The organism is Mesorhizobium sp. M0862 (genome assembly GCF_040319795.1).
GTDB lineage: Bacteria > Pseudomonadota > Alphaproteobacteria > Rhizobiales > Rhizobiaceae > Mesorhizobium.
In genome coordinates, this window is the sequence record NZ_JAMYOJ010000011.1 from 181,712 (window position 1) to 208,052 (window position 26,341).

Annotated in this window: 23 protein-coding genes and 1 riboswitch; of the genes, 14 read left to right on the forward strand and 9 right to left on the reverse strand. The window is 63.3% G+C overall.

Annotated elements, in window-relative coordinates:
* Positions 1-5 precede the first annotated feature (5 nt).
* Complete coding sequence (gene tilS / locus NKI15_RS18480) at positions 6-1,412, forward strand: tRNA lysidine(34) synthetase TilS (protein WP_352514814.1); 1,407 nt, start codon at positions 6-8, stop codon at positions 1,410-1,412.
* 103 nt (positions 1,413-1,515) lie between these two features.
* A complete protein-coding gene (ftsH, locus tag NKI15_RS18485) occupies positions 1,516-3,441 on the forward strand; it encodes an ATP-dependent zinc metalloprotease FtsH (RefSeq protein WP_352514813.1) in 1,926 nt (641 codons plus the stop codon).
* A gap of 66 nt (positions 3,442-3,507) precedes the next feature.
* On the opposite strand, the gene NKI15_RS18490 is transcribed toward ftsH, so the two are convergent.
* Complete coding sequence (locus NKI15_RS18490) at positions 3,508-3,846, reverse strand: winged helix-turn-helix transcriptional regulator (RefSeq protein ID WP_023673597.1); 339 nt, start codon at positions 3,844-3,846, stop codon at positions 3,508-3,510.
* 215 nt (positions 3,847-4,061) lie between these two features.
* Between NKI15_RS18490 and NKI15_RS18495 the strand changes: the two genes are divergently transcribed.
* Both NKI15_RS18495 and NKI15_RS18500 read left to right on the forward strand, forming a co-directional pair.
* On the forward strand, positions 4,062-4,826 hold the full coding sequence (locus tag NKI15_RS18495; protein ID WP_023747283.1) for an SDR family oxidoreductase: 765 nt from the start codon (positions 4,062-4,064) through the stop codon (positions 4,824-4,826).
* A 28-nt stretch (positions 4,827-4,854) separates the two neighbouring features.
* Entirely contained in the window at positions 4,855-5,724 is an 870-nt protein-coding gene (locus NKI15_RS18500) for an NAD(P)-dependent oxidoreductase (RefSeq protein WP_023747282.1), read from the forward strand.
* 74 nt (positions 5,725-5,798) lie between these two features.
* Here the strand turns inward: NKI15_RS18500 and NKI15_RS18505 are convergent, their stop codons facing one another.
* Both NKI15_RS18505 and NKI15_RS18510 read right to left on the reverse strand, forming a co-directional pair.
* A complete protein-coding gene (locus NKI15_RS18505; protein WP_023747281.1) occupies positions 5,799-6,251 on the reverse strand; it encodes a hypothetical protein in 453 nt (150 codons plus the stop codon).
* A gap of 240 nt (positions 6,252-6,491) precedes the next feature.
* On the reverse strand, positions 6,492-7,493 hold the full coding sequence (locus NKI15_RS18510) for a hypothetical protein (RefSeq protein WP_023747280.1): 1,002 nt from the start codon (positions 7,491-7,493) through the stop codon (positions 6,492-6,494).
* A gap of 347 nt (positions 7,494-7,840) precedes the next feature.
* On the opposite strand from NKI15_RS18510, the gene glmM reads away from it, so the two are divergent.
* The 5 genes from glmM to serA all read left to right on the forward strand — a co-directional run bounded on the left by glmM (position 7,841) and on the right by serA (position 14,297).
* Positions 7,841-9,193 carry a phosphoglucosamine mutase gene (glmM, locus tag NKI15_RS18515; protein WP_023673591.1) on the forward strand — a complete coding sequence of 451 codons (1,353 nt, stop codon included), beginning with the start codon at positions 7,841-7,843 and terminating at the stop codon, positions 9,191-9,193.
* Positions 9,194-9,444: 251 nt separating this feature from the next.
* Positions 9,445-10,260 carry an outer membrane protein gene (locus NKI15_RS18520; RefSeq protein ID WP_023684191.1) on the forward strand — a complete coding sequence of 272 codons (816 nt, stop codon included), beginning with the start codon at positions 9,445-9,447 and terminating at the stop codon, positions 10,258-10,260.
* Positions 10,261-10,489: 229 nt separating this feature from the next.
* Positions 10,490-11,260: an outer membrane protein gene (locus tag NKI15_RS18525; RefSeq protein ID WP_023684192.1), complete on the forward strand. Its 771-nt coding sequence runs from the start codon at positions 10,490-10,492 to the stop codon at positions 11,258-11,260.
* 201 nt (positions 11,261-11,461) lie between these two features.
* The gene (locus NKI15_RS18530) at positions 11,462-12,637 is read left to right on the forward strand and encodes a phosphoserine transaminase (protein WP_352514812.1); all 1,176 of its coding nucleotides are present in this window, start codon (positions 11,462-11,464) and stop codon (positions 12,635-12,637) included.
* 58 nt (positions 12,638-12,695) lie between these two features.
* Positions 12,696-14,297, forward strand: coding sequence for a phosphoglycerate dehydrogenase (serA, locus tag NKI15_RS18535; RefSeq protein WP_023726192.1), 1,602 nt, complete (start codon positions 12,696-12,698; stop codon positions 14,295-14,297).
* 63 nt (positions 14,298-14,360) lie between these two features.
* On the opposite strand, the gene NKI15_RS18540 is transcribed toward serA, so the two are convergent.
* Positions 14,361-14,825, reverse strand: coding sequence for a DUF2231 domain-containing protein (locus NKI15_RS18540; protein ID WP_352514829.1), 465 nt, complete (start codon positions 14,823-14,825; stop codon positions 14,361-14,363).
* 105 nt (positions 14,826-14,930) lie between these two features.
* Complete coding sequence (locus tag NKI15_RS18545; protein WP_352514811.1) at positions 14,931-15,836, reverse strand: DMT family transporter; 906 nt, start codon at positions 15,834-15,836, stop codon at positions 14,931-14,933.
* Positions 15,837-16,045: 209 nt separating this feature from the next.
* Here NKI15_RS18545 and NKI15_RS18550 point away from each other — a divergent pair, with 209 nt between their 5' ends.
* Together NKI15_RS18550 and NKI15_RS18555 are read left to right on the forward strand one after the other, a co-directional pair.
* On the forward strand, positions 16,046-17,344 hold the full coding sequence (locus tag NKI15_RS18550; RefSeq protein WP_023684197.1) for an adenylosuccinate synthase: 1,299 nt from the start codon (positions 16,046-16,048) through the stop codon (positions 17,342-17,344).
* A 76-nt stretch (positions 17,345-17,420) separates the two neighbouring features.
* The gene (locus tag NKI15_RS18555) at positions 17,421-19,082 is read left to right on the forward strand and encodes a hypothetical protein (RefSeq protein WP_352514810.1); all 1,662 of its coding nucleotides are present in this window, start codon (positions 17,421-17,423) and stop codon (positions 19,080-19,082) included.
* Between the two features lie 26 nt (positions 19,083-19,108).
* On the opposite strand, the gene NKI15_RS18560 is transcribed toward NKI15_RS18555, so the two are convergent.
* From NKI15_RS18560 to NKI15_RS18575, 4 genes are read right to left on the reverse strand one after another with little or no spacing between them, the layout of a single operon-like run.
* Complete coding sequence (locus NKI15_RS18560; protein WP_023673676.1) at positions 19,109-19,408, reverse strand: CcdB family protein; 300 nt, start codon at positions 19,406-19,408, stop codon at positions 19,109-19,111.
* The gene (locus NKI15_RS18565; protein WP_023693600.1) at positions 19,408-19,650 is read right to left on the reverse strand and encodes a type II toxin-antitoxin system CcdA family antitoxin; all 243 of its coding nucleotides are present in this window, start codon (positions 19,648-19,650) and stop codon (positions 19,408-19,410) included. Before NKI15_RS18565 ends, NKI15_RS18560 begins: the two co-directional genes overlap by 1 nt.
* A 55-nt stretch (positions 19,651-19,705) precedes the next feature.
* Positions 19,706-21,526: an ABC-F family ATP-binding cassette domain-containing protein gene (locus NKI15_RS18570; protein WP_352514809.1), complete on the reverse strand. Its 1,821-nt coding sequence runs from the start codon at positions 21,524-21,526 to the stop codon at positions 19,706-19,708.
* 8 nt (positions 21,527-21,534) lie between these two features.
* A complete protein-coding gene (locus NKI15_RS18575; RefSeq protein ID WP_352514808.1) occupies positions 21,535-22,188 on the reverse strand; it encodes a thiamine diphosphokinase in 654 nt (217 codons plus the stop codon).
* Between the two features lie 162 nt (positions 22,189-22,350).
* Positions 22,351-22,465, forward strand: a riboswitch (TPP riboswitch).
* A gap of 43 nt (positions 22,466-22,508) precedes the next feature.
* Here NKI15_RS18575 and thiB point away from each other — a divergent pair.
* The 3 genes from thiB (at position 22,509) to thiQ (ending at position 26,096) form a co-directional block, all read left to right on the forward strand.
* A complete protein-coding gene (gene thiB / locus NKI15_RS18580) occupies positions 22,509-23,516 on the forward strand; it encodes a thiamine ABC transporter substrate binding subunit (RefSeq protein WP_352514807.1) in 1,008 nt (335 codons plus the stop codon).
* Between the two features lie 220 nt (positions 23,517-23,736).
* Positions 23,737-25,335, forward strand: a complete 1,599-nt coding sequence (gene thiP, locus NKI15_RS18585) for a thiamine/thiamine pyrophosphate ABC transporter permease (RefSeq protein WP_023737346.1) — start codon at positions 23,737-23,739, stop codon at positions 25,333-25,335.
* Complete coding sequence (gene thiQ, locus NKI15_RS18590; RefSeq protein WP_023835385.1) at positions 25,332-26,096, forward strand: thiamine ABC transporter ATP-binding protein; 765 nt, start codon at positions 25,332-25,334, stop codon at positions 26,094-26,096. The genes thiP and thiQ overlap by 4 nt, the downstream gene beginning before the upstream one ends.
* Positions 26,097-26,341: the final 245 nt, after the last annotated feature.

Sequence of the window (26,341 nt, forward strand, 5' to 3'; positions counted from 1 at the left end):
CATTGATGCTCGATACCGAGCCTGACCTTTCGAATTTTTCGCAGATCGACTTTACCAACGGCGCGCTTGCGGCCGTGTCTGGCGGCAGCGACTCGACCGCCCTCCTTCTTCTCCTCAAGGCTCACCTCGACCGCAGCGCCCCGACAGCCCGGCTGCTGGCGGTGACGATCGACCACGGCCTGCGTCCGGAAGCAGCAGTCGAAGCGCGCAGCATGGCAAAGCTCTGTGCGGAGCGCGGCATTGCGCACCGGACGCTCAACTGGTCCGGCGCCAAGCCGTCGACCGGCCTGCCCGCGGCGGCGCGCGAGGCGCGCTACCGGTTGCTGGCCGAGGCAGCGCAGGCGCAAGGCATTGGTGTGATCGTGACCGGCCACACCGCCGACGACCAGGCCGAGACCGTCCTGATGCGAGCCGCGCGGAATGACGGGCGAGAGCTTGCAGGCCGAGGTCTCGCCGGCATGGCGCCGGCCACCCTCTATGACTGGCGGATCTGGATCGCGCGGCCGCTGCTCGGCGCTCGGCGCGCGGCGTTGCGCGCCTTCCTGCAGCGCGAACATGTCGGCTGGGCGGAGGATCCGACCAACATCGACACGAATTTCGAACGCCCGCGCATCCGGGCCGTGCTCGGCGAAGACCGGAGCGGGCAGCGTTTTGCCGAAGCGATCGGCCTGGCCAGGCGGGCCGCCGGCGAGCGCGAACAACTCGGTCGCCGCGCGGCCGCCCTGATCGGTGAATTTGCCAGCCGGCCGGCGAGGGGTCTCATCCGTCTCGATCCCGGTCTTGCCGAAGCTGACGACACGCGAGCCGCGGTCTATGCGCTGCGTGTCCTGCTGGCGGCGACGGGCGGCACCGCCTTGTTGCCGGACCAGGCGCGCGGCGAAGCGCTGTTCGAGCAAATGCGGGCCGGTCGGCTTTGCGCCACATTGTCGCGGGCGGTCGTCGATATCAGGCGAAACGGCATCTTCCTGCGCCGTGAATCGCGCGACCTGCCGCGTTCCGCGCCGATAGCTGGCACTCTGCTTTGGGACGGTCGCCGGCGGATCACGCCAGACATCGAAGCCGGGGCGATCACATTGGGCGACAGTTCGGGTGCATGGTTGATCGCGCCGCTTGGCGCTGCTGCCGCCGCCAAAACGCCGATTGCCGGGGATGGCGCGCCGCCAAGCCTTGTGCGCGCCGCCCTGGCTGCGGAACCGGCGCTATGGCGCGGCGGCGAATGCCTTGGTTTTGCAGGGGATGTAGCGGCGGCGGCGGCAATCGCCGTCAGTCCCGCCGTTGCGCCCTTTGCCCGTTTTCTGCCGTGCTTCGATCTGGTGTTGGCGCAGGCCGTGGCCGAGTTGATCGGCGCACCGCCTGTCTCGGCTTGCCCTTTGGCCGCCACAGTGCCGGTTGATCATGGCGCGAAAGCTTAACCCAGACGTGCTGTTATGCTTGGCAAGGGGGGGCGCTCTCCCTATGTTAGGCGCAAGTTTCCTCTCATGACGCGTGTCCCAGCGGGCACCAACGGGACAATTGATGAATCCGAATTATCGCAATCTCGCGCTCTGGGCGATCATAGCGGTCCTGCTCATTGCTCTCTTCAATCTGTTCCAGACGCCGCAGACTCGCGGGGCCTCGACCGACGTTCCCTATTCGCAGTTCCTGCAAGAGGTCGCGGCCGGCCGGGTCAAGACGGTGGTCATCGCCGGCGCCCGCATCACGGGCACCTACGCCGACAACGCCAATGGCTTCCAGACCTATTCGCCTGGCGATCCGCAGCTGGTCTCGCGGCTGCAGGACAAGAACGTCACCATCAATGCGCGGCCTGAGTCGGACGGTTCCAACTCGCTGTTCAGCTATCTGATCTCCTACCTGCCGATGATCCTGATCCTTGGCGTGTGGATATTCTTCATGCGCCAGATGCAGTCCGGCTCCGGCCGCGCCATGGGTTTCGGCAAGTCGAAGGCCAAGCTTCTCACTGAGGCGCATGGCCGCGTCACCTTCCAGGATGTCGCCGGCGTCGACGAGGCCAAGGAAGATCTGGAAGAGATCGTCGAGTTCCTGCGCGATCCGCAGAAGTTCCAGCGCCTCGGCGGCAAGATCCCGCGCGGCGTGCTTCTGGTCGGACCTCCCGGCACCGGCAAGACGCTGCTCGCCCGCTCCGTCGCCGGCGAGGCCAATGTGCCGTTCTTTACCATTTCGGGTTCCGACTTCGTCGAGATGTTCGTCGGCGTCGGCGCAAGCCGTGTCCGCGACATGTTCGACCAGGCCAAGAAGAATGCTCCCTGCATCATCTTCATCGACGAAATCGACGCTGTCGGCCGCCATCGCGGCGCCGGCCTCGGCGGTGGCAATGATGAGCGCGAACAGACGCTGAACCAGCTGCTGGTCGAGATGGACGGCTTCGAGTCCAACGAGAGCATCATCCTGATCGCCGCCACCAACCGGCCCGACGTGCTCGACCCGGCGCTGCTGCGTCCGGGCCGTTTCGACCGCCAGGTGGTGGTGCCGAACCCCGACATCGTCGGCCGCGAGAAGATCCTCAAGGTGCATGTGCGCAACGTGCCGCTGGCGCCGAATGTCGACCTCAAGGTGATCGCACGCGGCACGCCGGGCTTCTCGGGCGCCGACCTGATGAACCTGGTCAATGAATCCGCTCTGATGGCGGCGCGCCGCAACAAGCGCCTTGTCACCATGGCGGAGTTCGAGGACGCCAAGGACAAGATCATGATGGGCGCCGAGCGCCGCTCGTCGGCCATGACCCAGGCCGAAAAGGAACTCACGGCCTATCACGAGGCCGGCCACGCCATCATGGCGCTCAACGTGCCGTCGGCCGATCCGCTGCACAAGGCGACCATCATCCCGCGCGGTCGCGCGCTCGGCATGGTCATGCAACTGCCGGAAGGCGACCGCTATTCGATGAGCTACAAATACATGATCTCGCGGCTTGCCATCATGATGGGCGGCCGCGTCGCAGAGGAGTTCAAGTTCGGCAAGGAGAACATCACCTCCGGCGCGTCCTCGGACATCGAGCAGGCGACAAAGCTGGCGCGCGCCATGGTCACGCGCTGGGGCTTCTCCGACAAGCTCGGCCATGTCGCCTATGGCGACAACCAGGAAGAGGTTTTCCTCGGCCATTCGGTGGCGCGCACGCAGAACGTCTCGGAAGAGACCGCGCAGATCATCGACGCCGAAGTGCGCCGGCTGATCGACGAGGCCTATGTCACGGCCAAGTCCATTCTGACCAAGAAGAAGAAGGAATGGATCGCTCTGGCGCAGGGCCTGCTCGAATACGAGACGCTTTCGGGCGAAGAGATCAAGCAGCTGATCGCCGGGCAGAAGCCCGCGCGAGATTTGGGGGATGACACCCCCACAAGCCGCGGCTCGGCTGTGCCGAAGTCCGGCCGCCGCAAGAAGGGTCCCGAGCCCGAAGGCGGCATGGAGCCTCAGCCGTCGAGCTGAGCTGACATCACTTGATGCAAGAAAACGCCGCGGCTCAATCCGCGGCGTTTTGCTATTCAGGGTCTCTCAAAGAGCATGCGGGACGGATGCATTTGCTTTGCCGGGGCGCACACCGTCAGTCCGGCCAGCATGTTGCTTGCCCCATCTGGCCAGCGGGATCAGGGCATTGTCCAGCTCGATGCCGAATTCGGTAATCGAGTATTCGACCCTCGGCGGCACCTCGGGAAAGATTTCGCGATGGACGATGCCGTCGGCCTCCATTTCGCGCAGCTGTTGGATCAGCATCTTTTCGCTGATGTCAGGCACCAGCCGCTTCAGCTCACCGAATCGTGCCGGCGCCTTGTGAATCTGCCAGAGCAGTAGCGCCTTCCATTTGCCGCTGATGACCTCCAGCGCCGGCCCCAATCCGCAACTATCTGGCTGTTTCTTTCCCATGTTTCATCCAATTCTGAGCAATCGGTGGGTAGCTTACATTTTTGTCGGTACTTGAGAAAAACCAAGCCGGTCCATAGCTTCAAACCAGCTCGCCGGCATCGGCGAACACCACAACATCATATCGGTACCTCGCTTCGACCTGCAAAGGCCGTCGGCGGCCGGATTTTGTCAAAAACGGATGGATCTTGACACGATACGCAAACAAGAAGGCCGTTGTCATCGGCGGGACGCACGGCATGGGGCTCGCCGTTGCCGAAGCCCTGATCGAAAGCGGCGCCGAGGTCCTGGTCACCGGCCGCGACCAGCGCAACATCGAGGCCGCGCGAGCCAAGCTGCTTTCGCGAGCTCATGTCGTGCGGTCCGATATCTCAGACATGGCCGATATCGTCACGCTCGGTGCCGAAGTGGGGCAGAAGCTTGGCCAGATCGACTTTCTTCACGTCAATGCCGGGGTGGCCAATCTCGAACCCGTGGAGCGGGTCACCGAGGACAGTTACGATCGCACCTTCGACATCAACACCAAAGGCGCTTTCTTTACCGCGCAGCGCCTGCTGCCCCACATCAGGGATGGTGGCGCCATAGTCTTCACCTCGTCGATCGCCGACGAATCCGGCACCGGCGGCATGAGCGTCTATTCCGGATCGAAGGCGGCACTGCGCGCCTTCGCCAAGGTCCTGGCCGCCGAGCTTCTGCCGCGCCGCATCCGCGTGAATGTGGTCAGCCCTGGTTTCATCGATACGCCGACGATGGGTGTGGCCGACGCCTCGGCCGAGGAGCGGGCCGCCTTCATGGCGATCGGCGACGCGGTCACGCCGATGAAGCGCCACGGCACGATGGAGGAGGTGGCGCGCGCAGTGCTGTTCCTGGCGTTCGACGCGACCTTCACCACGGGCGCGCGGCTGACCGTGGACGGTGGCCTTGGCCAGGACCTGAGCCCGACACCGGCGTAACCGCGCAACCAAACCAAGGAGAAGCAGAATGAGCGACATAACAGTAATCGGTCTCGGCGCCATGGGCACGGCGCTTGCCGAAGCCTTTCTGAACCAGGGACATGCGGTGACGGTGTGGAACCGTTCTCCGGCAAAGGCTGAGGCTTTGGCAGCCAAGGGCGCCATTGTGGCCAAGAGTGTCGAGGAAGCCGTCAGATGGAGTCCACTGATCGTGGCGTGCCTGCTTGTCTATGACACCGTTCGTGAGGTGCTCGGCCCAAGCCGAGACGCGCTGTCGGGCCGCACATTGGTCAATCTCACCAACGGCACGCCCGAGCAGGCGCGGGCGATGTCGGGCTGGGCGGTGAGCCAGGGCGCCAGCTATATCGACGGCGGCATCATGGCGGTGCCGCCGATGATCGGCGGGCCGCACGCCTTGATTCTCTACAGCGGTTCGCGCCAGGCGTTCGATGCCTGTTCGGGGCAGCTCGGAGCGCTCGGCACCAGCAAATTCCTCGGTGAGGATGCTGGCCTCGCGCCGCTCTATGATATCTCGCTTCTGACCGGCATGTACGGCATGTTCGCGGGCGTTCTGCAGGCGTTGGCATTAACGGGCGCAGCAGGAATCCCGGCCGGCGAGTTCATGCCGCTGCTGGCCTCCTGGCTTCAGTCGATGCAAGGCCTGCTGCCGAAGTGGGCGGAACAGATCGACAGTGGCGATCACACCAGCAATGTCGTTTCCAACCTGGGCATGCAGGCTGATGCCTACGTCAATCTCATCGATGCCAGCAGGTCGGCTGATGTCAGCACCGAACTCGTCCTGCCGATGCAAAGCCTCATGAAGCGCGGGGTGGCTGCCGGCCAGGCCAATGCCGATCTTACAAGCCTGGTCGCACTGCTCTCGAAACAAGGCGCTTGACGGGGCAAGACCCAAGAGAAGGCCCGCCAACCTTGCGGTTGGGGGGCCTTCGATCTTCAAACGCTGCTGGTCGATCAGCTCTTCAGCTTGGCGTTGCAGAGGCTGTAATAGCCGCCGCCCTTCTGGATCCAGCGAAGGCCGTTCAACGTACCCGCGTCCTTGTTGCCGTGGTAGCCCTGCAGGCAGGTCTTCATCCGCGCCTTCGAGGGCTTCTCGGTCTTGAATTCGGCGGCGAGGCTGGTCGGGAATGTCACGCCCGTCGGCGCTACAGCGGGGGCGACCGCCGCGCTGGTTTCCTTCTGCGGCTGCGGCTCGGTTTTGACCGCATCCGCATTGGCACTCTCCGCAGCTGACGTCGCACACTTCTCTGTGCGGAAAGCGGTCCAATCCATGCCGTTCAGAGTGCCGCCTTCCTTGGCTGTGCGATAGGCCTCGCCGCATTCCTTCATCGTCAGTGCGCTTGCAGGGGCGACGCTCCAAGCAATCCATGCCGTCACAGCCAATGCCGCCAATTTCAATCTGGACATAAGACCCTCCTGGTTGACAAAAGTTCGATGTCTTTTTGTATACCATTTGTTCTGCATATGTTCAATTAGAATCTTTGCGAACCAACCATAAGTCTGCGGTGGGCAGTGTGGGCGAATAGATGATGCCGACAGCTTCCGCGATATGTAAACGCGAGCAACGCCAGGTGTCTTCGAGCGCAACAAAAAGGCCCGCGCATGCTGCGATGCGCGGGCCTTTGTCTGGAGAATATGGCTACGCGATCAGCTCTTCAGCTTGGCGTTGCAGAGACTGTAGAAGCCGCCGCCCTTCTGGATCCAGCGCAGGCCATTGAGCGTGTTGGCGTCCTTGTTGGCATAATACACCTCGAGGCAGGTATGCATGCGGCCCTTGGCCGGCGTCTCGCCGGCGTATTTCTTTGAGATCGCGGCCGGGAACTTGACACCTTTGGGAGCGCTGACCGAGGGCTTCTCGGGCTCGCTGGTATAGGTCGCCTCGCTAGGAGCGGGCACGGTGTCGTCGTCATCTGCGCCTGCGCCGCATTCGGCCTTGCGGAAGTCGTTCCACTTCTTGCCGCCCAGCGTATTGGCAGACTTGGCAGCCTGGTACTTGGCGCTGCAATCGGCCATGCTCAGGCCCTTGCCGCTGCTGTCGGCAGTTGCCTTGGTGGTTGCCTTGGCGGGCGCTGCCGCGGCCGAGGCCCCGGCGGCGCATTCGGTCTTGCGGAAGTCGTTCCACTTCACGCCGTTCAGTGTGCCGGCGGCCTTTGCCGCCTGGTATTTGGCGCTGCATTCCTTGGCCGTCAGGCCCTTGGCGCCATCGTCGGTTGTGGCTGCGGCCTTGGTCGTGTCCTTGGCCGGTTCTGCCGCGGCGGATGCGCCGGCGGCGCATTCGGTCTTGCGGAAGTCGTTCCACTTTGCGCCATTGAGCGTACCGGCGGCCTTGGCAGCCTGGTACTTAGCGCTGCATTCCTTGGCCGTCAGACCCTTGGCGCCATCATCAGCAGCGGCGGCCTTGGTCGTGTCCGTCTTGGCCGCAGCGGCCTTCTTGGCCGCCGGCTTTGCGGTCTCGGTGGTGGCCGCCGCGTCGGTGCCGCACTCGGCCTTCCGATACTGATTCCAGGTCTGCCCGTTCAGCGTGCCGGCGTCCTTGGCGGCATTATACTTGGTACTACACTGGGCCATGGTCAGCGCGCTGGCGGGCGCCGCCATGAACAAGGTTGCGACGGCAAGACCCGTCAAAGTTGCAAGTCGGTGGATGAGCATGCGTTTCTCCCGTTGCTGCGCCCATAGGTTGTACCTGTGTAAATCAATAGCTCTCAACGCTAGGCTGCGCCAGATGCTAAACGGCGTTCTCCCGATAAGGTGATGGATCCATTGCGATCTGCCCCCTCCAACAGTCCGGCTTACCGGCCCAATCTGCGCGGTGTGGCCCAGTGTGAATGCTATATTGCGGCAACACCGTGTCATGGTACGTTGCCCAACGCTCCGAACAGCCTGCTACAATGATTTTCTAAGAATTGGTAATATACAATCACACAATGTGATAGTCGGGCTCGGACCAATTGTGGCATTACGAGCCGGCTGAAAAACCGACGGGGATTCTGGCAAGCATGGCAGGACGTTATTTTGGCACCGACGGCATTCGCGGGCGCGCCAACAAGTTTCCGATGACGGCTGAGATCGCGATGCGGGTCGGCATGGCCGCCGGCCTCTCGTTCCAGCGCGGCAGCCATCGCCACCGCGTCGTGCTCGGCAAGGATACCAGGCTGTCCGGCTACATGATCGAAAACGCCATGGTGTCCGGCCTGTGCGCGGCCGGCATGGATGTGTTCCTGCTCGGCCCGATCCCGACACCGGCGGTCGCCATGCTGGTACGCTCGCTGCGTGCCGATATCGGCGTCATGATCTCGGCCTCGCACAATCCCTATTACGACAACGGCATCAAGCTGTTCGGTCCCGACGGGTACAAGCTCTCCGACGAGATCGAGGAGCGCATCGAGAGCATGCTCGACAAGGATATCGAACTGGCGCTCGCCGATTCCGACGGACTTGGCCGCGCCAAGCGCGTCGACGGCGTGCATGACCGCTACATCGAATTCGCCAAGCGCACGCTGCCGCGCTCAATGTCGCTGTCGGGTCTCAGGATCGTCGTCGATTGCGCCAACGGCGCGGCCTACAAGGTGGCGCCAGCAGCACTTTGGGAACTGGGCGCCGAGGTCATTGCCATCAATGTCGATCCGAACGGTTTTAACATCAACAAGGAATGCGGCTCGACCCATCCGGCCGGCCTGCAGAAGAAGGTGCATGAAGTGCGCGCCGATATCGGCATCGCACTCGACGGCGATGCCGACCGTGTCGTCATCGTCGACGAGAACGGCACCATCGTCGACGGTGACCAGATCATGGCGCTGATCGCCGAGTCCTGGCACCAGAGCGGGCGACTGGCCGGCGGCGGCGTCGTCTCGACGGTGATGTCCAATCTCGGCCTCGAACGCTTCCTTGGCGACATGAAGCTGCAGCTGCATCGCACCAAGGTCGGCGACCGCTATGTCGTGGAACATATGCGCGCGCACGGGTTGAATGTCGGCGGCGAGCAGTCGGGCCACATTGTGCTGTCCGATTTCTCGACCACTGGCGACGGGCTGGTCTCGGCTCTGCAGGTGCTGGCCTGCATCAAGCGGCAGAACCGGCCGGTCAGCGAATTGTCGAAGAAATTCGAGCCGGTGCCGCAGCTGTTGAAGAATGTCCGCATCGCCGGCGGCAAGCCGCTTGAGGAAGCCACGGTCAAGGCGGTGATCGAAGACGCGCGCAACCGTCTTGGCAAGGCCGGCCGCCTGGTCATACGGCCCTCCGGCACCGAGCCGCTGATCCGCGTCATGGCCGAGGGCGACGACCCGCAGCTGGTCGAGGCCGTGGTCAACGACATCGTCGACATCATTTCGGAAACGCGCAGCGCCGCCTGATTGCGCTGCCTCCAACGGCAGGGGCGAACTGCCGGCTCAAGACTTCAAGCCCGCCTGCAGGCGGGCTTTTTGTTTCGGCCAGGGTTGGTCCCAGCGTTATGCCGGCGGAGACTGTTTGCTAAAATGTCGAGAATTCGTGGTTAATCGACAGGGTTAAACGCCTTTTAACTTTTCCAATTCATTATCCACAACTGAGGTCAATCACATTCGGGCAAGTTGGACTTTCCCGACGGTTCTCAGGGGTGACAAACATGTTCAATACAGCAAAAAAGGCCCTCCTTGCCGCGCTGTTCGCAGGTGTGGCCGGGCCAGTATTCGCCGCCGATCTGGCGGAGCCGCCGGTGGTCGAAGAGGCGCCGGCGCCGATCGCCTACGAGCAGCCGGCCGATTTCGGCGGCTGGTACATCCGCGGCGACATCGACTATCATAAATCGGATTTGCGCGGCATCGACTATATCACCTACGGGCCGCCTCCCGGCAGCAATGTTTTCGATTCCGGCGAGCTTAAGGGCGGCTTCTCACTCGGCGCCGGCATTGGCTACAAGATCAACGATCATTTCCGTACCGACCTGACAGCCGACTATTGGTTCGCTTCGGACTTCAACGGATCAACCAACGATGGCGTTACGACATCGGTCGAAGTGTCGAAAATGAGCGCATTGCTGCTCTTGGCCAACGCCTATTACGATATCGGCACCTGGCACGGCATCACGCCTTATGTTGGCGCTGGCATCGGCGGCGCGCACGTCAAATGGGATACCGTCCACGACCCGAACACAACCGAGACCAACCCCGGGTCGAAGAATTGGCGCTTTGCCTACGCGCTCATGGCCGGCGCGTCCTATTGCCTTACCGACAGGGTGATCCTGGATGCCGGCTATCGCTACTCTCACATTGAGGGGGGCCGCATGTTCGACTTCGACGTGAGCAGTTCCGGGCCCGGCTTCGACCATGGCATCAACACACATGAGGTACGAGGCGGTCTGCGCTATCAGTTCGGCGGCAATAATGGTTGCACATCGCCGGAGCCCTACGTTCCAGAGCCGGAGCCGATCTACACCAAGTAGTCGCTTCGAAATCCAGGAATTCGCGAACCGCCCGGTCTTGCCGGGCGGTTTTCGTTTGCCGATGCTTGCGCGTTTTCAACCGGCCGCGTGTGCCGAAGAAACCCAATTGAAATCAATTCGGTACGCCGCGTTATCCTTAACCCGCACTTAACCACTATGGTTAACAATGCCTACTGAAACGGCGCTTGCGATCAAAATGACGGGCGCCAATTTCAGGAGCCGGGGACCCATGAATTTCAAATCGCTGACAGCGCCGGCGCTCGCCGCACTCGTCCTTGTGCCGCTGACGCCGGCGCAGGCCGCGGACTACGATCCGCCGATCTATGTCGATCAGGCGCCGGACTATCAACCGGTCGAGGTCGGCTCGGGCTGGTATCTGCGCGGCGACGTCTCTTATCTGGCGCAGAAGAGCTACGAGGATCAGGATTTCACCTTCGCCCCCGCGAGCTTCAGCGAGAAGCAGGATCCGGCCTTTGCCAGCATCGGCTTCGGCTACCACTTCAACGACTATCTGCGCGGCGACGTCAATCTTGGCTATCTGCCCGGCAACAAGATCGGCGTCGGCTTTGACGATTCGGCGACGCCGCCGCCGGGTGGTGCGACCATCGCGTCGGCATCGCTGCAAAATTATTCCCTGTCGGGCATGGTCAATGGCTATGTCGATCTCGGCACTTATGTCGGGATCACGCCCTACCTCGGCGCCGGCATTGGGCTGGTCCGGAGCAAATACAAGCTGTCGGCGAGTTACTTCACCGACAATGTCGACCCTACGGATGATTTCGTCCGGAACGACAACAAGACCCAGTATTCCCTCGCCTACACGCTGGATGCGGGCCTGGCCTATCAGGTGACCAAGAATGTTTCTGTAGATCTCGGCTACCAGTACTTCTCCGCGCCGGATGCCGAATATGTCACGGCCGAGAGCCTGACCTCCTATCCGATCCGCAAGGGCATCAGCAATCATCAGGTCAAGCTCGGCCTGCGCTACGACCTCTGGTAGGAAGCTTGCTGTTCGGAAGCCCAACGGCGGATCTCTTCGATCCGCTGTTTGCGTTTTAGCCCACGACATGCTGATCCCGTATCGCCGGTATGCCGCCAGCGACAAAAACTTTCCTCTTGACGCCTGAGGGCTGAACGCATATCGCCGTCCGTGGGCCACCCCTCCCCAACGAGGGGCCACTATCTGGAAGGATAGACCACGATGACGACGCATACGAAGCCCGGACTCCGTCCGGCAAACCCCAATTTCTCCTCAGGTCCCTGCGCAAAACGCCCCGGCTGGTCGGTCGAGGCACTGAAGAATGCTGCGCTCGGCCGTTCCCACCGCGCCAAGATCGGCAAGACCAAGCTCGAACAGGCGATCGAGCTGACGCGCGAGATTCTCCAGGTTCCGGCGGATTACCGTATCGGCATCGTGCCGGCGTCGGACACGGGTGCTGTCGAGATGGCGCTGTGGTCGCTGCTCGGCGAACGCGGTGTCGACATGGTGGCATGGGAAAGCTTTGGCTCCGGCTGGGTGACCGATGTGGTCAAGCAGCTGAAGCTCGCCGATGTCAGAAAGATCGAGGCAGGCTATGGCGAGCTGCCGGATCTCACCAAAATCGATTTCGACCGCGATGTGGTCTTCACATGGAACGGCACGACCTCGGGCGTGCGTGTGCCGAATGGTGATTTCATTCCAGCCGACCGCAAAGGCCTGGCCATCTGCGACGCGACCTCGGCCGCATTCGCTCAGAGGCTCGATTTCCAGAAACTCGATGTCGTCACCTTCTCCTGGCAGAAAGTGCTGGGCGGCGAGGGCTCACACGGCATGCTGATCCTGTCGCCTCGCGCCGTCGAGCGACTGGAAACCTACAAGCCGGCGTGGCCGCTGCCGAAAATCTTCCGCCTGACCTCGGGCGGCAAGCTGATCGAAGGCGTCTTCAAGGGCGAGACCATCAACACGCCGTCGATGCTGTGCGTCGAGGACTATCTCGATGCGCTTCATTGGGCGAAGTCGATCGGCGGTCTCGATGCGTTGATTGCCAGAGCCGATGCCAATGCCGCCGTGCTCGATGGCTTTGTCGACAAGTCGTCCTGGCTCGGCCATCTCGCGGTCGATGCGGCGACACGGTCCAACACGTCCGTATGTCTGTCCTTCACCGACGCCGATGTCGCGGCGCTCGACGCCGACGGGCAGGCGGCCTTCGCCAAGGCGATCGTCTCTGTGCTCGACAAGGAAGGCGTCGCCTACGACATCGGCTCCTATCGTGACGCACCTTCCGGTCTGCGCATCTGGTGCGGCGCCACCGTCGAGACCTCCGATCTCGAGGCGCTGCTGCCCTGGCTCGACTGGGCCTTCGCCACGCAGAAGGCTTCGGTGAAGGCAGCAGCCTGAGAATTCGTGGCGGCCTGCGGGCCGCCATTTCCCGACAATCCAGTTCAAGGAGGCCGCCATGGCGCCCCGCGTTCTCGTCTCTGACAAACTCTCCACCACCGCCGTCCAGATATTCAAGGACCGCGGCATCGAGGTCGACTATTTGCCCGATCTCGGCAAGGACAAGGAAAAGCTGCTCGAAGTCATCGACCAGTATGATGGTCTTGCCATCCGCTCGGCGACCAAGGTCACGGAAAAACTGATCAACGCAGCGACAAGACTCAAGGTCGTCGGCCGCGCCGGCATCGGTGTCGACAATGTCGACATCCCCGCGGCGAGCCGCAAGGGCATCATCGTGATGAACACGCCTTTCGGCAATTCGATCACCACGGCCGAACATGCGGTGGCGATGATCTTTGCACTCGCACGGCAGATCCCGGAGGCCAATGCCTCGACCCATGCCGGCAAATGGGAAAAGAACCGTTTCATGGGCGTCGAGATCACCGGCAAGACGCTGGGTGTCATCGGCTGCGGCAATATCGGCTCGATCGTCGCCACGCGCGGCGTCGGCCTGAAGATGCATGTCGTTGCCTTCGACCCGTTCCTGTCGGACAAGCGCGCCGAGGAACTCGGCGTCGACAAGGTCGAGCTGGACGAGCTTTTCGCCCGCGCCGATTTCATCACGCTGCACACGCCGCTGACCGACAAGACGCGCAACATCATCGACGCGGCGGCGATCGCCAAGATGAAGAACGGCGTGCGCATCATCAATTGCGCGCGTGGCGGGCTCATCGTCGAAGCCGACCTGGTCGCGGCGCTGAAGAGCGGCAAGGTGGCGGGCGCCGGCGTCGATGTGTTCGAGGTCGAACCGGCGGAAAACAACGCGCTGTTCGGCATGGAGAATGTGGTGGCAACGCCGCATCTCGGCGCCTCGACAGCGGAAGCGCAGGAAAATGTCGCGCTCCAGGTGGCCGAGCAGATGGCCGACTATCTGATCAAGGGCGCGGTTTCGAATGCCATCAACATGCCCTCGATCACGGCCGAGGAAGCACCGCGGCTAAAGCCGTTCGTCAAGCTCGCCGAAGTGCTCGGCGCCTTTGTCGGCCAGGTCACCGAGGACCCGATCAACGAGGTCGAGATCCTGTTCGACGGCTCGACCGCGACGATGAACACGCGTGCCTTGATCAGTGCCACGCTTGCCGGACTGATCCGGCCGCAGGTCGCCGACGTCAATATGGTGTCGGCGCCGATCATGGTGAAGGAGCGCGGCATCATCGTCGCCGAGGTCAAGCGCGACAAGTCGGGCGTGTTCGACGGCTACATCAAGCTGACGGTGAAGACCGAGCACATGACGCGCTCGATCGCCGGCACCTGCTTCTCCGACGGCAAGCCGCGCTTCATCCAGATCAAGGGCATCAATCTCGACGCCGAGGTCGGCCAGCACATGCTCTACACAACCAATGCCGATGCGCCCGGCATTATCGGCCTGCTCGGCACGGTGTGCGGCGAGAACGGCGTCAACATCGCCAACTTCCAGCTCGGCCGCAACCGGCCGGGCGGCGACGCGATCGCGCTGCTCTATCTCGACGCGCCGTTCCCGGAGAAAGTGCTGGAACAGGTCAAGGCGCACAAGTCCATCGACTCGGCCAAGCGGCTGCAGTTCGACGTCAACGCAATGTAGTTGACGGCGTGGCGGATGCGGCGGTCCTCCCCCCATCATTGGGCGGCCGTCGCAGAGGCCGGTTCAGGTCAATTCGTCTGAGCCGTCGGAGACGCCCACGCGATGCCGATAGACCAGTTCCCAGCCCTTCCACCCTGTAAACAGCAGGATCAGAACCACGATCAGCGATAAGATAAAGCCGGTCGGGATCACAGCCGCCGCTCCACCGACATAACGAGAGTACCAGTTATAAAGCTCGATCAGCACGACGAGCACGTTGCCGCCGGCATGGAGCCATGCCGTCGTGAGATTGCGGATCTGAACATCGCCGAGAACATCCGTCAGGCCGGTAAGAGCGGCCAAGGCGCCCATGATCAGGCCGGCGCCGAGAAGCCAAAGCGATCCGGTGACCCACCTGGGATCGGCTGTCTGCCAGAAAATCAGATCGCAAACGAAGGTACCGACAAAGAAGGCGATCGGAAACGGAATCAGCATTGGATGAATGGGGTGACCGGCAATGCTTGCTGTGCTGCGAGGGTTATGGCTCATCTTGTTGCCTCCCACGCAAGCAAACTCCGCCAGAGGTAAAATGTTCCAGGTCGGCGCGCGGCAGCAGTTATCGCGACGGCGGCGCAGCGCGGCAGCGGCCAAATGTTATCCGCAGCGGTTCGGTGCCGACATCTTGCGCCCGCTGTATTCGGCGAGCGAAATGCCGCCCAGCACCAGGGCAAGCGCCAGCGCCTGGTAGAGCTGGAATGTCTCGCCGACGATCAGCACTGACAGCAGCGTGCCGAAGATCGGCACCAGATTGATGAACAGCCCGGCACGGTTGGCGCCGATCAGTTCGTTGCCCCTGATGTAAGTGATCTGCGAAATGACCGAAGCGCCGATCGCGGTATAGACGATGACCACCCAGCCGCTGATATCGGGGACGATAACCTTGCCGGCGGCGACCTCCCACAGGAAGAACGGCAGCGAGGTGATGAGGGCAGCGATCGCCAGGGACAACATCAGGCTCTGCCAGCGCATCACCGGCTTCAGCCGCAGCCCGACCGAATAACCGCTGTAGAGGACGACCGCGACCAGCATGATGGCGTCGCCGAAATTGAGTTCCAATGTGAGCAGCCGGCGCGGATCGCCGTGGCAGGCAGTCAAGATGACGCCGAAGATGGTCAGCACCACGCCCGCAATCTGAGCCCAGCTCACGCGCAGGCGGAAGAAGAAGAAATTGGCAATGATGATCAAGACCGGCATCGCCGCCTGTTCGATCGAGACATTGATCGCCGTCGTGTAGTTGAGCGCGGTGTAAAAAATGGTGTTGAACAGAGTGAAGCCGCTGGCGCCAAGTGCAGCCTGGACGAACCAGTGTTTGCGCACCACCGGCCAGTCCTCCCTGATCGTGCGCCAGCCGATCGGCAGCAGGATCGCGACGGCCAGCACCCAGCGCAGGAAGACCAGCGTCATCGGCGAGACGTGATCGACCGCCAGCTTGCCGGCGACGGAATTGCCGCCCCACAACAAGGTGGTCAGCAGCAGGAACAGGTAGGCGCGTCGATGCATTGCGGGATTCCGGCCGCCTGGGGAGTTGTGTTTGCCGGCCTATTGCCCCCGCCGACGCAAGTAAATGATGTCAAAGCCGAAAATTGTTGTGCCTCAGGGCATTTTCGGCGGCAAAGAAAGGTCGCGCTTGCGAGGTCTTGACGCTATAGAGGCCTGTCGTTTCGAACCATATCCAGGCCGCCAGGGCGGCATCTCAAGGGAAAAGAAACATGGCCAATGTGGTGGTCGTCGGCTCGCAATGGGGCGACGAAGGCAAGGGCAAGATCGTCGACTGGTTGTCGGAGCGCGCCGACGTGGTCGTGCGCTTCCAGGGCGGCCACAATGCCGGCCATACGCTGGTCGTCGACGGCAAGGTCTACAAACTGTCGCTGCTGCCGTCGGGCGTGGTGCGGCAAGGCAAGCTGTCGATCATCGGCAATGGCGTCGTCTTCGACCCGCACGCCTTTGTCGCGGAAGTGGCAAAACTCAAGGCGCAAGGCGTCGAGGTCACGCCGGACCGCCTGAAAATAGCCGAAAACACGGCGCTTATCCTGTCGCTGCACCGGGAGCTGGACGGATTCCGCGAGGACGCCGCCTCCAATTCCGGGACGAAAATTGGCACGACGCGTCGTGGCATCGGCCCAGCCTATGAAGACAAGGTGGGCCGGCGCGCGGTTCGGGTGATGGATCTGGCGGATTTGGAAACGCTGCCTCTCAAGGTCGACAGGCTGCTGACGCATCACAATGCGCTGCGTCGCGGGCTTGGCCATGGCGAAGTCACGCATGAGGCGATCATGACCGAGCTGACCTCGGTCGCCGATGAGATCCTGCCCTATATGGACCGCGTCTGGAAAATCCTCGACGACAAGCGCCGCGCCGGCGAACGCATCCTGTTCGAGGGCGCGCAAGGCACGCTGCTCGACATCGACCACGGCACCTATCCGTTCGTCACCTCGTCCAACACCGTTGCCGGCCAGGCAGCCGCCGGCTCGGGGGTGGGCCCCGGCGCCATCGGCTATGTCCTGGGCATCACCAAGGCCTATACGACGCGTGTCGGCGAAGGCCCGTTCCCGACCGAGCAGAAGAACGAGATCGGCGAATTTCTCGGTACGCGTGGCCACGAATTCGGCGTCGTCACCGGGCGCAAACGCCGTTGCGGCTGGTTCGACGCCGTGCTGGTGCGCCAGGCCGTCGCCGTCAACGGCATCAAGGGCATCGCCCTGACCAAACTCGACGTGCTCGACGGGCTGGATGAGATCAAGGTCTGCACCGGCTACCGTCTCGATGGCGAAACGATCGACTATCTGCCGGCCAGCCAGGGCGCGCAGGCGCGTGTCGAGCCGGTCTACGAGACGCTCGAAGGCTGGAAAGGCACCACAGCCGGCGCACGCAGCTGGAACGACCTTCCGGCGCAGGCCGTCAAATATGTCCGTTACATCGAGGAGCTGATCGGGGCACCCGTCGCGCTCCTTTCCACCAGCCCGGAACGGGACGACACGATACTTGTGACCGATCCGTTTCAAGACTAGTTTTCTGAAGCCTTTCCGGGCATCGCGGCCGATTTGCGGGGGCCGGCGCGGAAACACAATACAGGTCGACTGAAGCATGGCAGATTTCGTTGCTATTCTGAAAAAGGCGCTCGACAAGCACGGCGACGAAACGCCCGAAAAGCGTACGCGGATCTATGAAAGCGTTCGTACCATGCTGGCGAAGAAGCTTGCGGAGTATTCGCCGCCGCTCGCCGCCGAAGCCATAAGCACGCAGAAGCGATCCCTGGAAGATGCCATCTCGAGCGTCGAGCGCGACTATGCCAGGGCACTGCCGGCATCCGACCCACTGGCGGAGCTGGAGCACATCTTCTCCTCCATCGACCGCAACAAGAACCAGTCCAGTCATGTAAAGCCTTCCGCCACGCCTGCGCCGGCCTGGCAGCCGGCGAAACCCGTGCAGCCGGCGCCGACCACCAGGACAGAGCCGAGCTGGCAGAGGCCCGCTCCGACACCGCCTCCGCCTGTGGCGCGTGCAGAAACCATCGACAAGCAAGCCGCGGAGCTGGACGCCGACGACGATAGCGCCGATGTCTTTGCCAATGACGAGCAGCCGGCGGCGGACACGTTCCAACGCCTGCGCCCCGCCGAGCGCAGGCGCAGCTATGGCGGGTTGATCGCGGCTGTCGTCGCGCTTCTGGTGGTCGCCGGCGGCGGCTATGGCATCTGGCTGAACAAGGATGCCTTTGGCTCGATGCTGGGCCTTGGCGGCGACACCAAGACGGTCTCGACCGAACCGCTGGTAAAGCCGGCGCCGGCCAAGCCCGCGGCCGATGCACCCGCACCGGCTCCTGCCGGCGAGGGAACGAAGTTCACCCAGCGCCTGTCGCCCGAAGGCGGTGAGACCGACCCCGGTCCCGCGGCCGGTCAAAGCGGCATCGGCGAGGGCGAGTCCGTCGCCGCGCTGACCACACCGCCACCCCCGGCTCCAGCACCGCCTGCGGCGGCGCCAGCGCCTGCGACCCCGCCGGCCGGCGACGCCGCAGCCACGGGCGCGCCCACCACGCCGGCGCCCGACGCTTCCGCCACGCCACCGGCAACGCCGCCCGCCGATGGCGCCGCTCCGCCGGCCAATGGGGCAGCACCGGCTGATGCCGCCGCCACGCCGCCCGCGGCCGGCACGCCGCCCGCTGCGCCGGCGGCCGCCGCTCCCGCGCCGACCGTTGCGGTCGGCCAGAAGGCGATCTTCTACGAGGAACGCACCTCGACCGCGCAAGGTTCGGCCGAACCCGGCAGCATCGTCTGGTCGCTGGTGCAGGAATCGCCCGGCGGCGACCTGCCGCCCGAGCCGGCGATCCGCGCCGAGGCGACCATTCCCGGCAAGGACATCCAGCTGCGCATGACCATCCGCCGCAATACCGACCAGACGCTGCCGGCCAGCCACATCATCGAGATGATCTTCCTGACGCCCGAGGGCTTTGACGGCGGTGGCGTCGACAACATCCTGCGCGTCGCCATGAAGAGTTCGGAACAGGATGCCGGCAGCCCGCTGATCGGCATTCCGGCCAAGATCGCCGACGGCTTCTTCCTGGTGGCGCTCAACGACACCAAGGCCGACGAGGACGCCAATATGACCTTGCTTCGAGGCCAGGACTGGATCGACGTGCCGGTGGTCTACAAGACCGGACGCCGGGCGCTGCTGACCATGGAAAAGGGCATTCCGGGCGAGAAGGTGTTCGACGAGGCGCTGAAGGCCTGGCAGGCCAAGACGGCAGGTTGACGGGCGGCAGTAGCGGCTGCCTTCGCTCAGAAGCCCTGGAACAGCATGTCGAGGGCGGCGACGATGTCGTCGTGATGTCTAGAAAGGTTTCCCTCTGGCATCCGCAATTCGGACGCGCTGAAGGCCGACACAAACTGTGTGACCATCACAAGATCTTTGCCGTTTATAGCGAAGGTCGGGTTCAGGCGGCGGCCAGGAAGCGGGGCAATCTCGGGCGGCATCAAAGGAACGACCACCCTCGTGCTCAGCCCTTCAAGCATATCTGACTGCACGTCGAGAAGATAACCGTCGCTCTCGGTACTCCGATAGAAATCGTAACGCGCCATCAGAACGGCCGGTGTTTAGCCAATGGCAGTCCGTTCTTTCGGACATATTCGTTGGAGCTTTCGATGGCTTCCCTGTTTTCTTCTTGCCATCGACGCGTTTTCTCCGCCGCAATCGCTTTCGCGATCCCTGCTTCGGCAGCGCGGGAGATGTTGATGCCCAACGCTTTGGCGTCCTTGATCAACTGAGAGTCAATGGACGTGTTGACAGAGGTCCGCTGAGTTTTTGGCGTCGATTGAAGCACGGAGATGCCTCCTTTCATGCGCACAATATACGCGCATAAAAGACCGCAGGCAATGCTACCCCTCCATCTCCTCACGCAGCATTTCCAGTTCCAGCCACTCTTCCTCGAGTGCGGCCAGCGTGGCGCGTTCCTTGTCGAGGGCGGCGATGGTCTTTTGGAACGAGGCCGGGTCGCGCTCGTAATAGGCGGGATCGGCGATGTTGTTTTCCAAACGCGAGATCGAGGCCATTACCGCCTCGATTTTCTTGGGCAGCGATTCCAGGGCGAATTTCTGCTTGAACGACAGTTTCTTCGACGGCCCTTTCGGCGCTGCCGGCTCGCTCTTGCCCGGCGCCGGCGCATCGCTGGCTTCGGCCTTGGCGCCCGTCTTGCGGTCGTCGAGCCGGGTGCCGCCGCGCTGCGCCAGCATGTCGGAATAGCCACCGGCATATTCGATCCAGCGGCCGCCTCCGTCCGGGGCGATGATGCTGGTGACGGTGCGGTCGAGGAAGTCGCGGTCGTGGCTGACCAGGATGACCGTGCCGGCAAAGCCGGCGACAAGTTCCTGCAGCAGTTCCAGCGTCTCCATGTCGAGATCGTTGGTCGGCTCGTCGAGCACCAGAAGGTTGGCCGGCCGCGCCAGAACACGCGCCAGGAGCAGCCGCGCCCGTTCGCCGCCGGACAGCTCGCGCACCGGGGTGCGCGCCTGTTCCGGCTTGAACAGGAAATCCTTCATGTAGGACACGACATGGCGCTGCTCGCCATTGATGACGAGGTTTTCGCCGCGCCCGTCCGTGAGATACTGCGCCAGGGTCTCGGCCGGATCGACCGCCTCGCGCTTCTGGTCGAGCGTGGCGATTTCCAGATTGGTGCCGAGCCGCACCGAGCCGGCGTCGGGCTTCATCTCGCCGGTGAGCATCTTCAACAGCGTCGTCTTGCCGGCGCCGTTCGGCCCGACAAGGCCGACGCGATCGCCGCGCTGGATGCGGGTCGAGAAGCCCTTGACCACGGTGAGGTCGCCAAAGCTCTTTTCGATGTTTTTGGTCTCGATCACCAGCTTGCCGGATTCGGCGGCGTCGCTGGCCACCATGGTGGCCGAGCCCTCGGCGCCGCGATGGCCGCGAAAACGCTGGCGCATGGTCTGCAGTTCGCCGAGCCGGCGCATGTTGCGTTTGCGGCGAGCCGTCACGCCATAGCGCAGCCAATGCTCCTCGCGCACGATCTGGCGGCCCAGCTTGTGCTGTTCGCGCTCTTCCTCTTCCAGCACAAGGTCGCGCCATTCCTCGAAATGGCCAAAGCCCTTGTCGAGGCGGCGGGTCTGGCCACGGTCGAGCCAGACAGTGGCGCGCGAGACGCGTTCGAGGAAGCGACGGTCGTGCGAGATGACGATCAGCGCCGAAGATGTCCGGACAAGCTCTTCTTCCAGCCATTCGATGACCGACAAATCGAGATGGTTCGTCGGCTCATCAAGCAGCAGAATATCGGGTTCGGGCGCCATGACGCGGGCAAGTGCTGCGCGGCGCGCCTCGCCGCCGGAGAGATCGTTGGGGTTCTCCGTGCCGGCGAGGCCGAGATGCTCCATCAGATATGTGGCGCGGTAGGGATCGTCGGCAGGCCCAAGCCCGGCCTCGACATAGGCGCGCACATTGGCAAAGCCGTCCATGTCGGGCATTTGCGGGAGATAGCGCACCGTTGCCGAAGGCTGGCGGAAGACCTCGCCGTCTTGCGGCTCGATCAGACCAGCAGCAATCTTCAGGAGCGTCGACTTGCCGGAGCCGTTGCGGCCGACGAGCGCGATCTTGTCACCGGCGGACGCCGTCAATTCGGCGCCATCGAGCAGCGGCGTGCCGCCAAAGGTCAGTCTTATGCCGTCGAGGTTGAGAAGGGGCGGGGCCATGTCAGCTTTCAGGCAAGGGGTAGGGGGTGGACGAGCAGCAGCGCGCGGCCATGGCCGAGCGCGATTTCGAGGCCGCCCCCGGTCGTGTTGGACTTGACCTCGTTCGAGATGGTCAGCGACGAGCCGAACACGACCTCGACATGGTCGAGCGGCCACTTCGCGCCGGACACGGTGAGGCCCGAAAGATCGGAAAAGCCGAGCACCGAAAACAGCGTTCCGTCGGCATAGTCGAAGCCGGCCTTGCCAGGCAGCAGAGGGGCGCCTTCCTGCGCTCCGCTGGTCAATAGCACTTTTGTCCCGGCCTCGGCCAGCCGCAGGCTGAGCGCCAGATGGAGGAAGGCGTGGTCGGCGCGCTTGCCGCCGAAAGCGCCGGCCAGCACCAGGCTGGTGGCGCCGCGTTCCAATGCCGCCGCGATCGCCAGTTCGCCATCGGTCTTGTCCTTTTCGGGAGGAAACACCTCCCGCGGCACGGCGGCGAGATCGGCAGGCAGGTCCGCCGGCACCGAATCGAAATCGCCGACCCACAGCTCCGGCATCACGCCGAGCAGGCGGGCATGACCGATGCCGGCGTCGGCGGCGATGACGCGCGTGCCCGCGACCTGGCGGTCGAGCCGCGGCGTGCGGACGAGATCGCCGCCAAGCAGGATGGTGAATGTGCTCATATCCGCTGGCCCTTACCAGCCCCGCCGACGAAACGGAAGGCCGAGCGGCACCGTCACTCTTTGTTGGAGCATGATCTTTTTCCGGAAACGGATTCCACTTTCCGGGATCACGCTCGGGCAAACTTCCACTTGCGTGGCACCTTGGCCGGGCCTATGTGTCGAAACGCTCTAACGGGGTGCCGGACGCGATCTTCGCGGACCGGCTGAGAGGCAGTCTCGCCAACCCGCTGAACCTGATCCGGTTTGTACCGGCGGAGGGATTAGACGCTTCGGACAGCCCGACGCCTCAATTCCTTTCAACACGAATGAAGGAGGCGCCGATGCGCATTTTTTTGTCCCGTCTTGTCCCAGCGCTTGGGCTTGCTGTTTCGCTACTGGCAAGCCCTGCGTGCGCGCAGGAAAAACTCACGATCTATACCTATGAGAGTTTCACTGCCGACTGGGGTCCAGGCCCCCAGGTGAAGAAGGAATTCGAGGCCGAGTGTGGCTGCAGCGTCGACTTCGTCTCGGTGGCCGACGGCGTCGCGCTGCTCAATCGCGTCAAGCTCGAAGGTGCGTCGACCAAAGCCGATATCGTGCTTGGCCTCGACACCAACCTCACCGCGGAAGCCAAGGCTTCCGGCCTGTTTGTCCCACATGGCGCGGTGGCTGAAAACAACGTGCCGGGCGGCTGGAGCGACGACACTTTCGTGCCCTACGATTATGGCTATTTCGCCGTCGTCTACGACACCGAGAAGCTGAAGAACCCACCGAAGAGCCTGAAGGAATTGGTCGAGGGCGATGCCGCCGACAAGATCGTCATCCAGGATCCGAGGACGTCGACGCCGGGCCTTGGCCTGCTGCTGTGGGTTAAGTCGGTCTATGGCGACAAGGCGCCGGAAGCCTGGGCGAAACTCAAGGGCAAAGTGCTGACGGTGACGCCGGGCTGGAGCGAGGCCTACGGCCTGTTCACCAAGGGCGAGGCGCCGATGGTGCTTTCCTATACGACGTCGCCGGCCTACCACATGGTGGCGGAGAACACCAGGCGCTACCAGGCGGCCTCGTTCGAGGAAGGCGAGTATCTGCAGATCGAGGTCGCCGGCATCACCACCACGGGCGCGAAGAATCCGCTGGCGGCGAAGTTCCTGGCCTTCATGACCGGGCCGAAATTCCAGGATGTCATTCCGGAGACCAACTGGATGTTCCCGGCCGGGAAAACCGACAAGCCGCTCAATCCGGCTTTTGATAGGCTGGTCAAGCCGGCGAAGACCTTGCTGTTCAGCCCGGAAGAGGTCGCGGCAAATCGCAAGGCCTGGGTGGATGAATGGCTGGCGGTGATGAGCAAGTAGATTTGGCTGTATAGTCAAAAGATGAGTGCTCTACGGCGCCCCCCTCTGTCCTGCCGGACATCTCCCCCACGAGGGGGGAGATTGGCTATCGTCGGCGATTTCGCCAGTCGCCAAGGTTGCAGGAATAAGCGGGGCGCGGAAATAGCTGATCTCCCCCCTTGTGGGGGAGATGTCCGGCAGGACAGAGGGGGGCGCGAAGGAACGCGAGGCCCGGTAAAGAGTGCAACGCTCTGACCCCCGCATCACGGCCGGCATTGTCGCGCTTGCGGCAATCGCGCTGCTGATCGGTGGCGCCTTCGCCGGCCTTATCCGCGAAGGCGCGCACGACCTTTCCGGCGCCGCGTCCGCCTTTGACCTCTATCTCCTGCGCGTTGTCCGCTTCACGCTCTGGCAGGCTGCGCTCTCGACTCTGCTTTCCGCCGTACCGGCGCTCTTCGTCGCCCGGGCGCTGTCGCGGCATCCGCGCTTCTTCGGACGCGGCTTCATCCTGCAGCTATTCACTGTGCCCCTTGCCTTGCCGGCAATTGTCGGAGCGCTGGGAATACTGGCGCTCTATGGCCGCGCCGGTTATTTCGCCGCGATCGGTGGCCAGAGCTGGCCCGACATCTATGGGCTGTCGGGCATCCTCGTCGCCCACGTCTTCTTCAACCTGCCGCTGGCCACCCGGCTGTTCCTCGAAGCGCTGGGAACGGTGCCGGCCGATCAATGGCGGCTGGCGAGCCAGCTCGGCATGGGGGCGAGGCCAGCCTTCCGGCTGATCGAGTGGCCGGTGCTGCGCGCCGCGCTGCCGGGCGTCGCCGGGCTTGTCTTCATGCTTTGCATCACCTCCTTCACCATCGTCCTGATCCTCGGCGGCGGGCCGGCGGCGACGACGCTGGAAGTCGCCATCTATCAGGCGCTGCGTTTCGACTTCGATCCGGCGCGAGCGGTGACGCTGACGGTGCTACAGATCGCGCTGACTTTCGCCGTCATGCTGGCGCTGACGCGGCTCGGCGCCAATGTGACCGGCGACGCCAATTTGCCTGTCGCGCCGCGCCGCTATCACTTGGCCGGCAAAGCAGAAACAGCGTTCAACGCCGTCCTGATCGTGCTCGCCTTGCTGTTCGTCGCCGGACCAATGGCGGCCACCGTCGCGTCCGGCCTCGGCGCCGATCTCGGCCGGCTGGCGGGCGAGAGTGCCGTGCGTCAGGCGACCCTGACCAGCGCCGGTCTCGCCCTCTCGGCGGCGCTACTTTCGGTGGCGCTGTCGCTGTCGCTGATCATGGCTCGGCGGGCACTGTCGCTGCGCCGCCGGTCCAGTGCCCGTTCATTGCTCGAACATGCCACCGACACCGGCGCCGGCTTCGTCCTCGTCGTGCCGCCCATTGTCATCGGCGCCGGCTGGTTTCTCCTGCTGCGCACGGTCAGCGATGTCTTTGCCATCGCGCCGGTCATGGTCGTCATCGTCAATGCGGTGATGGCGATGCCCTTTGCCATCCGCGCGATGCGCCCGGCCTATGATGCGGCGAGCGAGCGCCACGAAAAGCTGTGCGCGCAGCTCGGCATTGCGGGCTGGAACCGGCTGCTTCTGGTCGACTGGCCATCGCTCCGGCGGCCGCTGGCCACCGGCTTTGCCTTCGCCATGGCACTGTCGCTCGGCGATCTCGGCGTCATCGCGCTGTTCGGCAGCGATTCGGTACAGACCTTGCCCTATCTCCTGCTGGCGCGCATGGGCAGCTATCGCACGGCCGATGCTGCCGGGCTGGCTTTGCTGCTCGGGGCGGTCTGCCTTGCATTGGTGGTCGCGGCAGACTGGCTGGGACGGGGAGAGAGATCGTGACGTCCGCTGTGGAGAAAGGCACGACTGTCCGGCTGGACAAGGTCTCGTTCAGCTATGGCGAAACGTCATTCCTGTTCGATGTCGAATTCCATACATCTAAGATCACCGCCATCATGGGGGCAAGTGGTTCGGGCAAATCGACCTTGCTCAATCTGGTGGCTGGTTTCGAGACGCCGGAGTCCGGTCGTGTGCTGATCGGCGGCGCCGATGTCGGCGCCGAGCCGCCTTCGGCGCGGCCGGTGTCGATGGTATTCCAGGAAAACAATCTGTTTGCTCATCTCTCGGTGGAGAAGAATGTCGGGCTCGGCCGCTCGCCATCGCTCAACCTGACCGACGCCGATCGCGCCGCAATCGCCGAGGCGCTTGACCGCGTCGGCCTGGCCGGCAAGGAGATGCGCCTGCCGCGCGAACTCTCCGGCGGCGAAAGGCAGCGCGTAGCGCTCGCCCGCGTTCTGGTGCGCGACCGGCCAGTGCTGCTGCTCGACGAGCCGTTCGCTTCGCTCGGGCCAGCACTGCGCGACGACATGCTCGACCTGGTGGCCGGCGTTCATGCCGAGCGGGCGATGACGGTGCTGTTCGTCACGCATCAGCCGGAAGACGCTCGCCGTATCGGCGAGCAGATGGTTTTTCTGGACAATGGCAGGGTTGCCGCGACGGGACCTGCCGCCGATTTTTTCGACGGCACTGGCCCTGAAGCGTTTCGGCGCTATATCGGCGCAAGTTCGGGCGGATCACGCGATATTGCCCGGAAGCGGACATAATTTACGACCAAACCGGCTACAGGTGATGTGGCGCTTGCTTGCCATGGTCCAGCTGATGTGGCTAGGTCCGCTTAGTACTGGTCCGGCACGAGCCGTGATTTGCCCCCTACAGCGCCGCATCCGGCCGGATGCGTAAACGCTGTAGGTTTTTTGATGTGTGCAGGATTGCCAACGAAAACCGATTTTTCGCTGGCGCGGACCCCGGTCCAAATCATGCGCCGAGAGCTGAAGGAACGCCGTGCTGC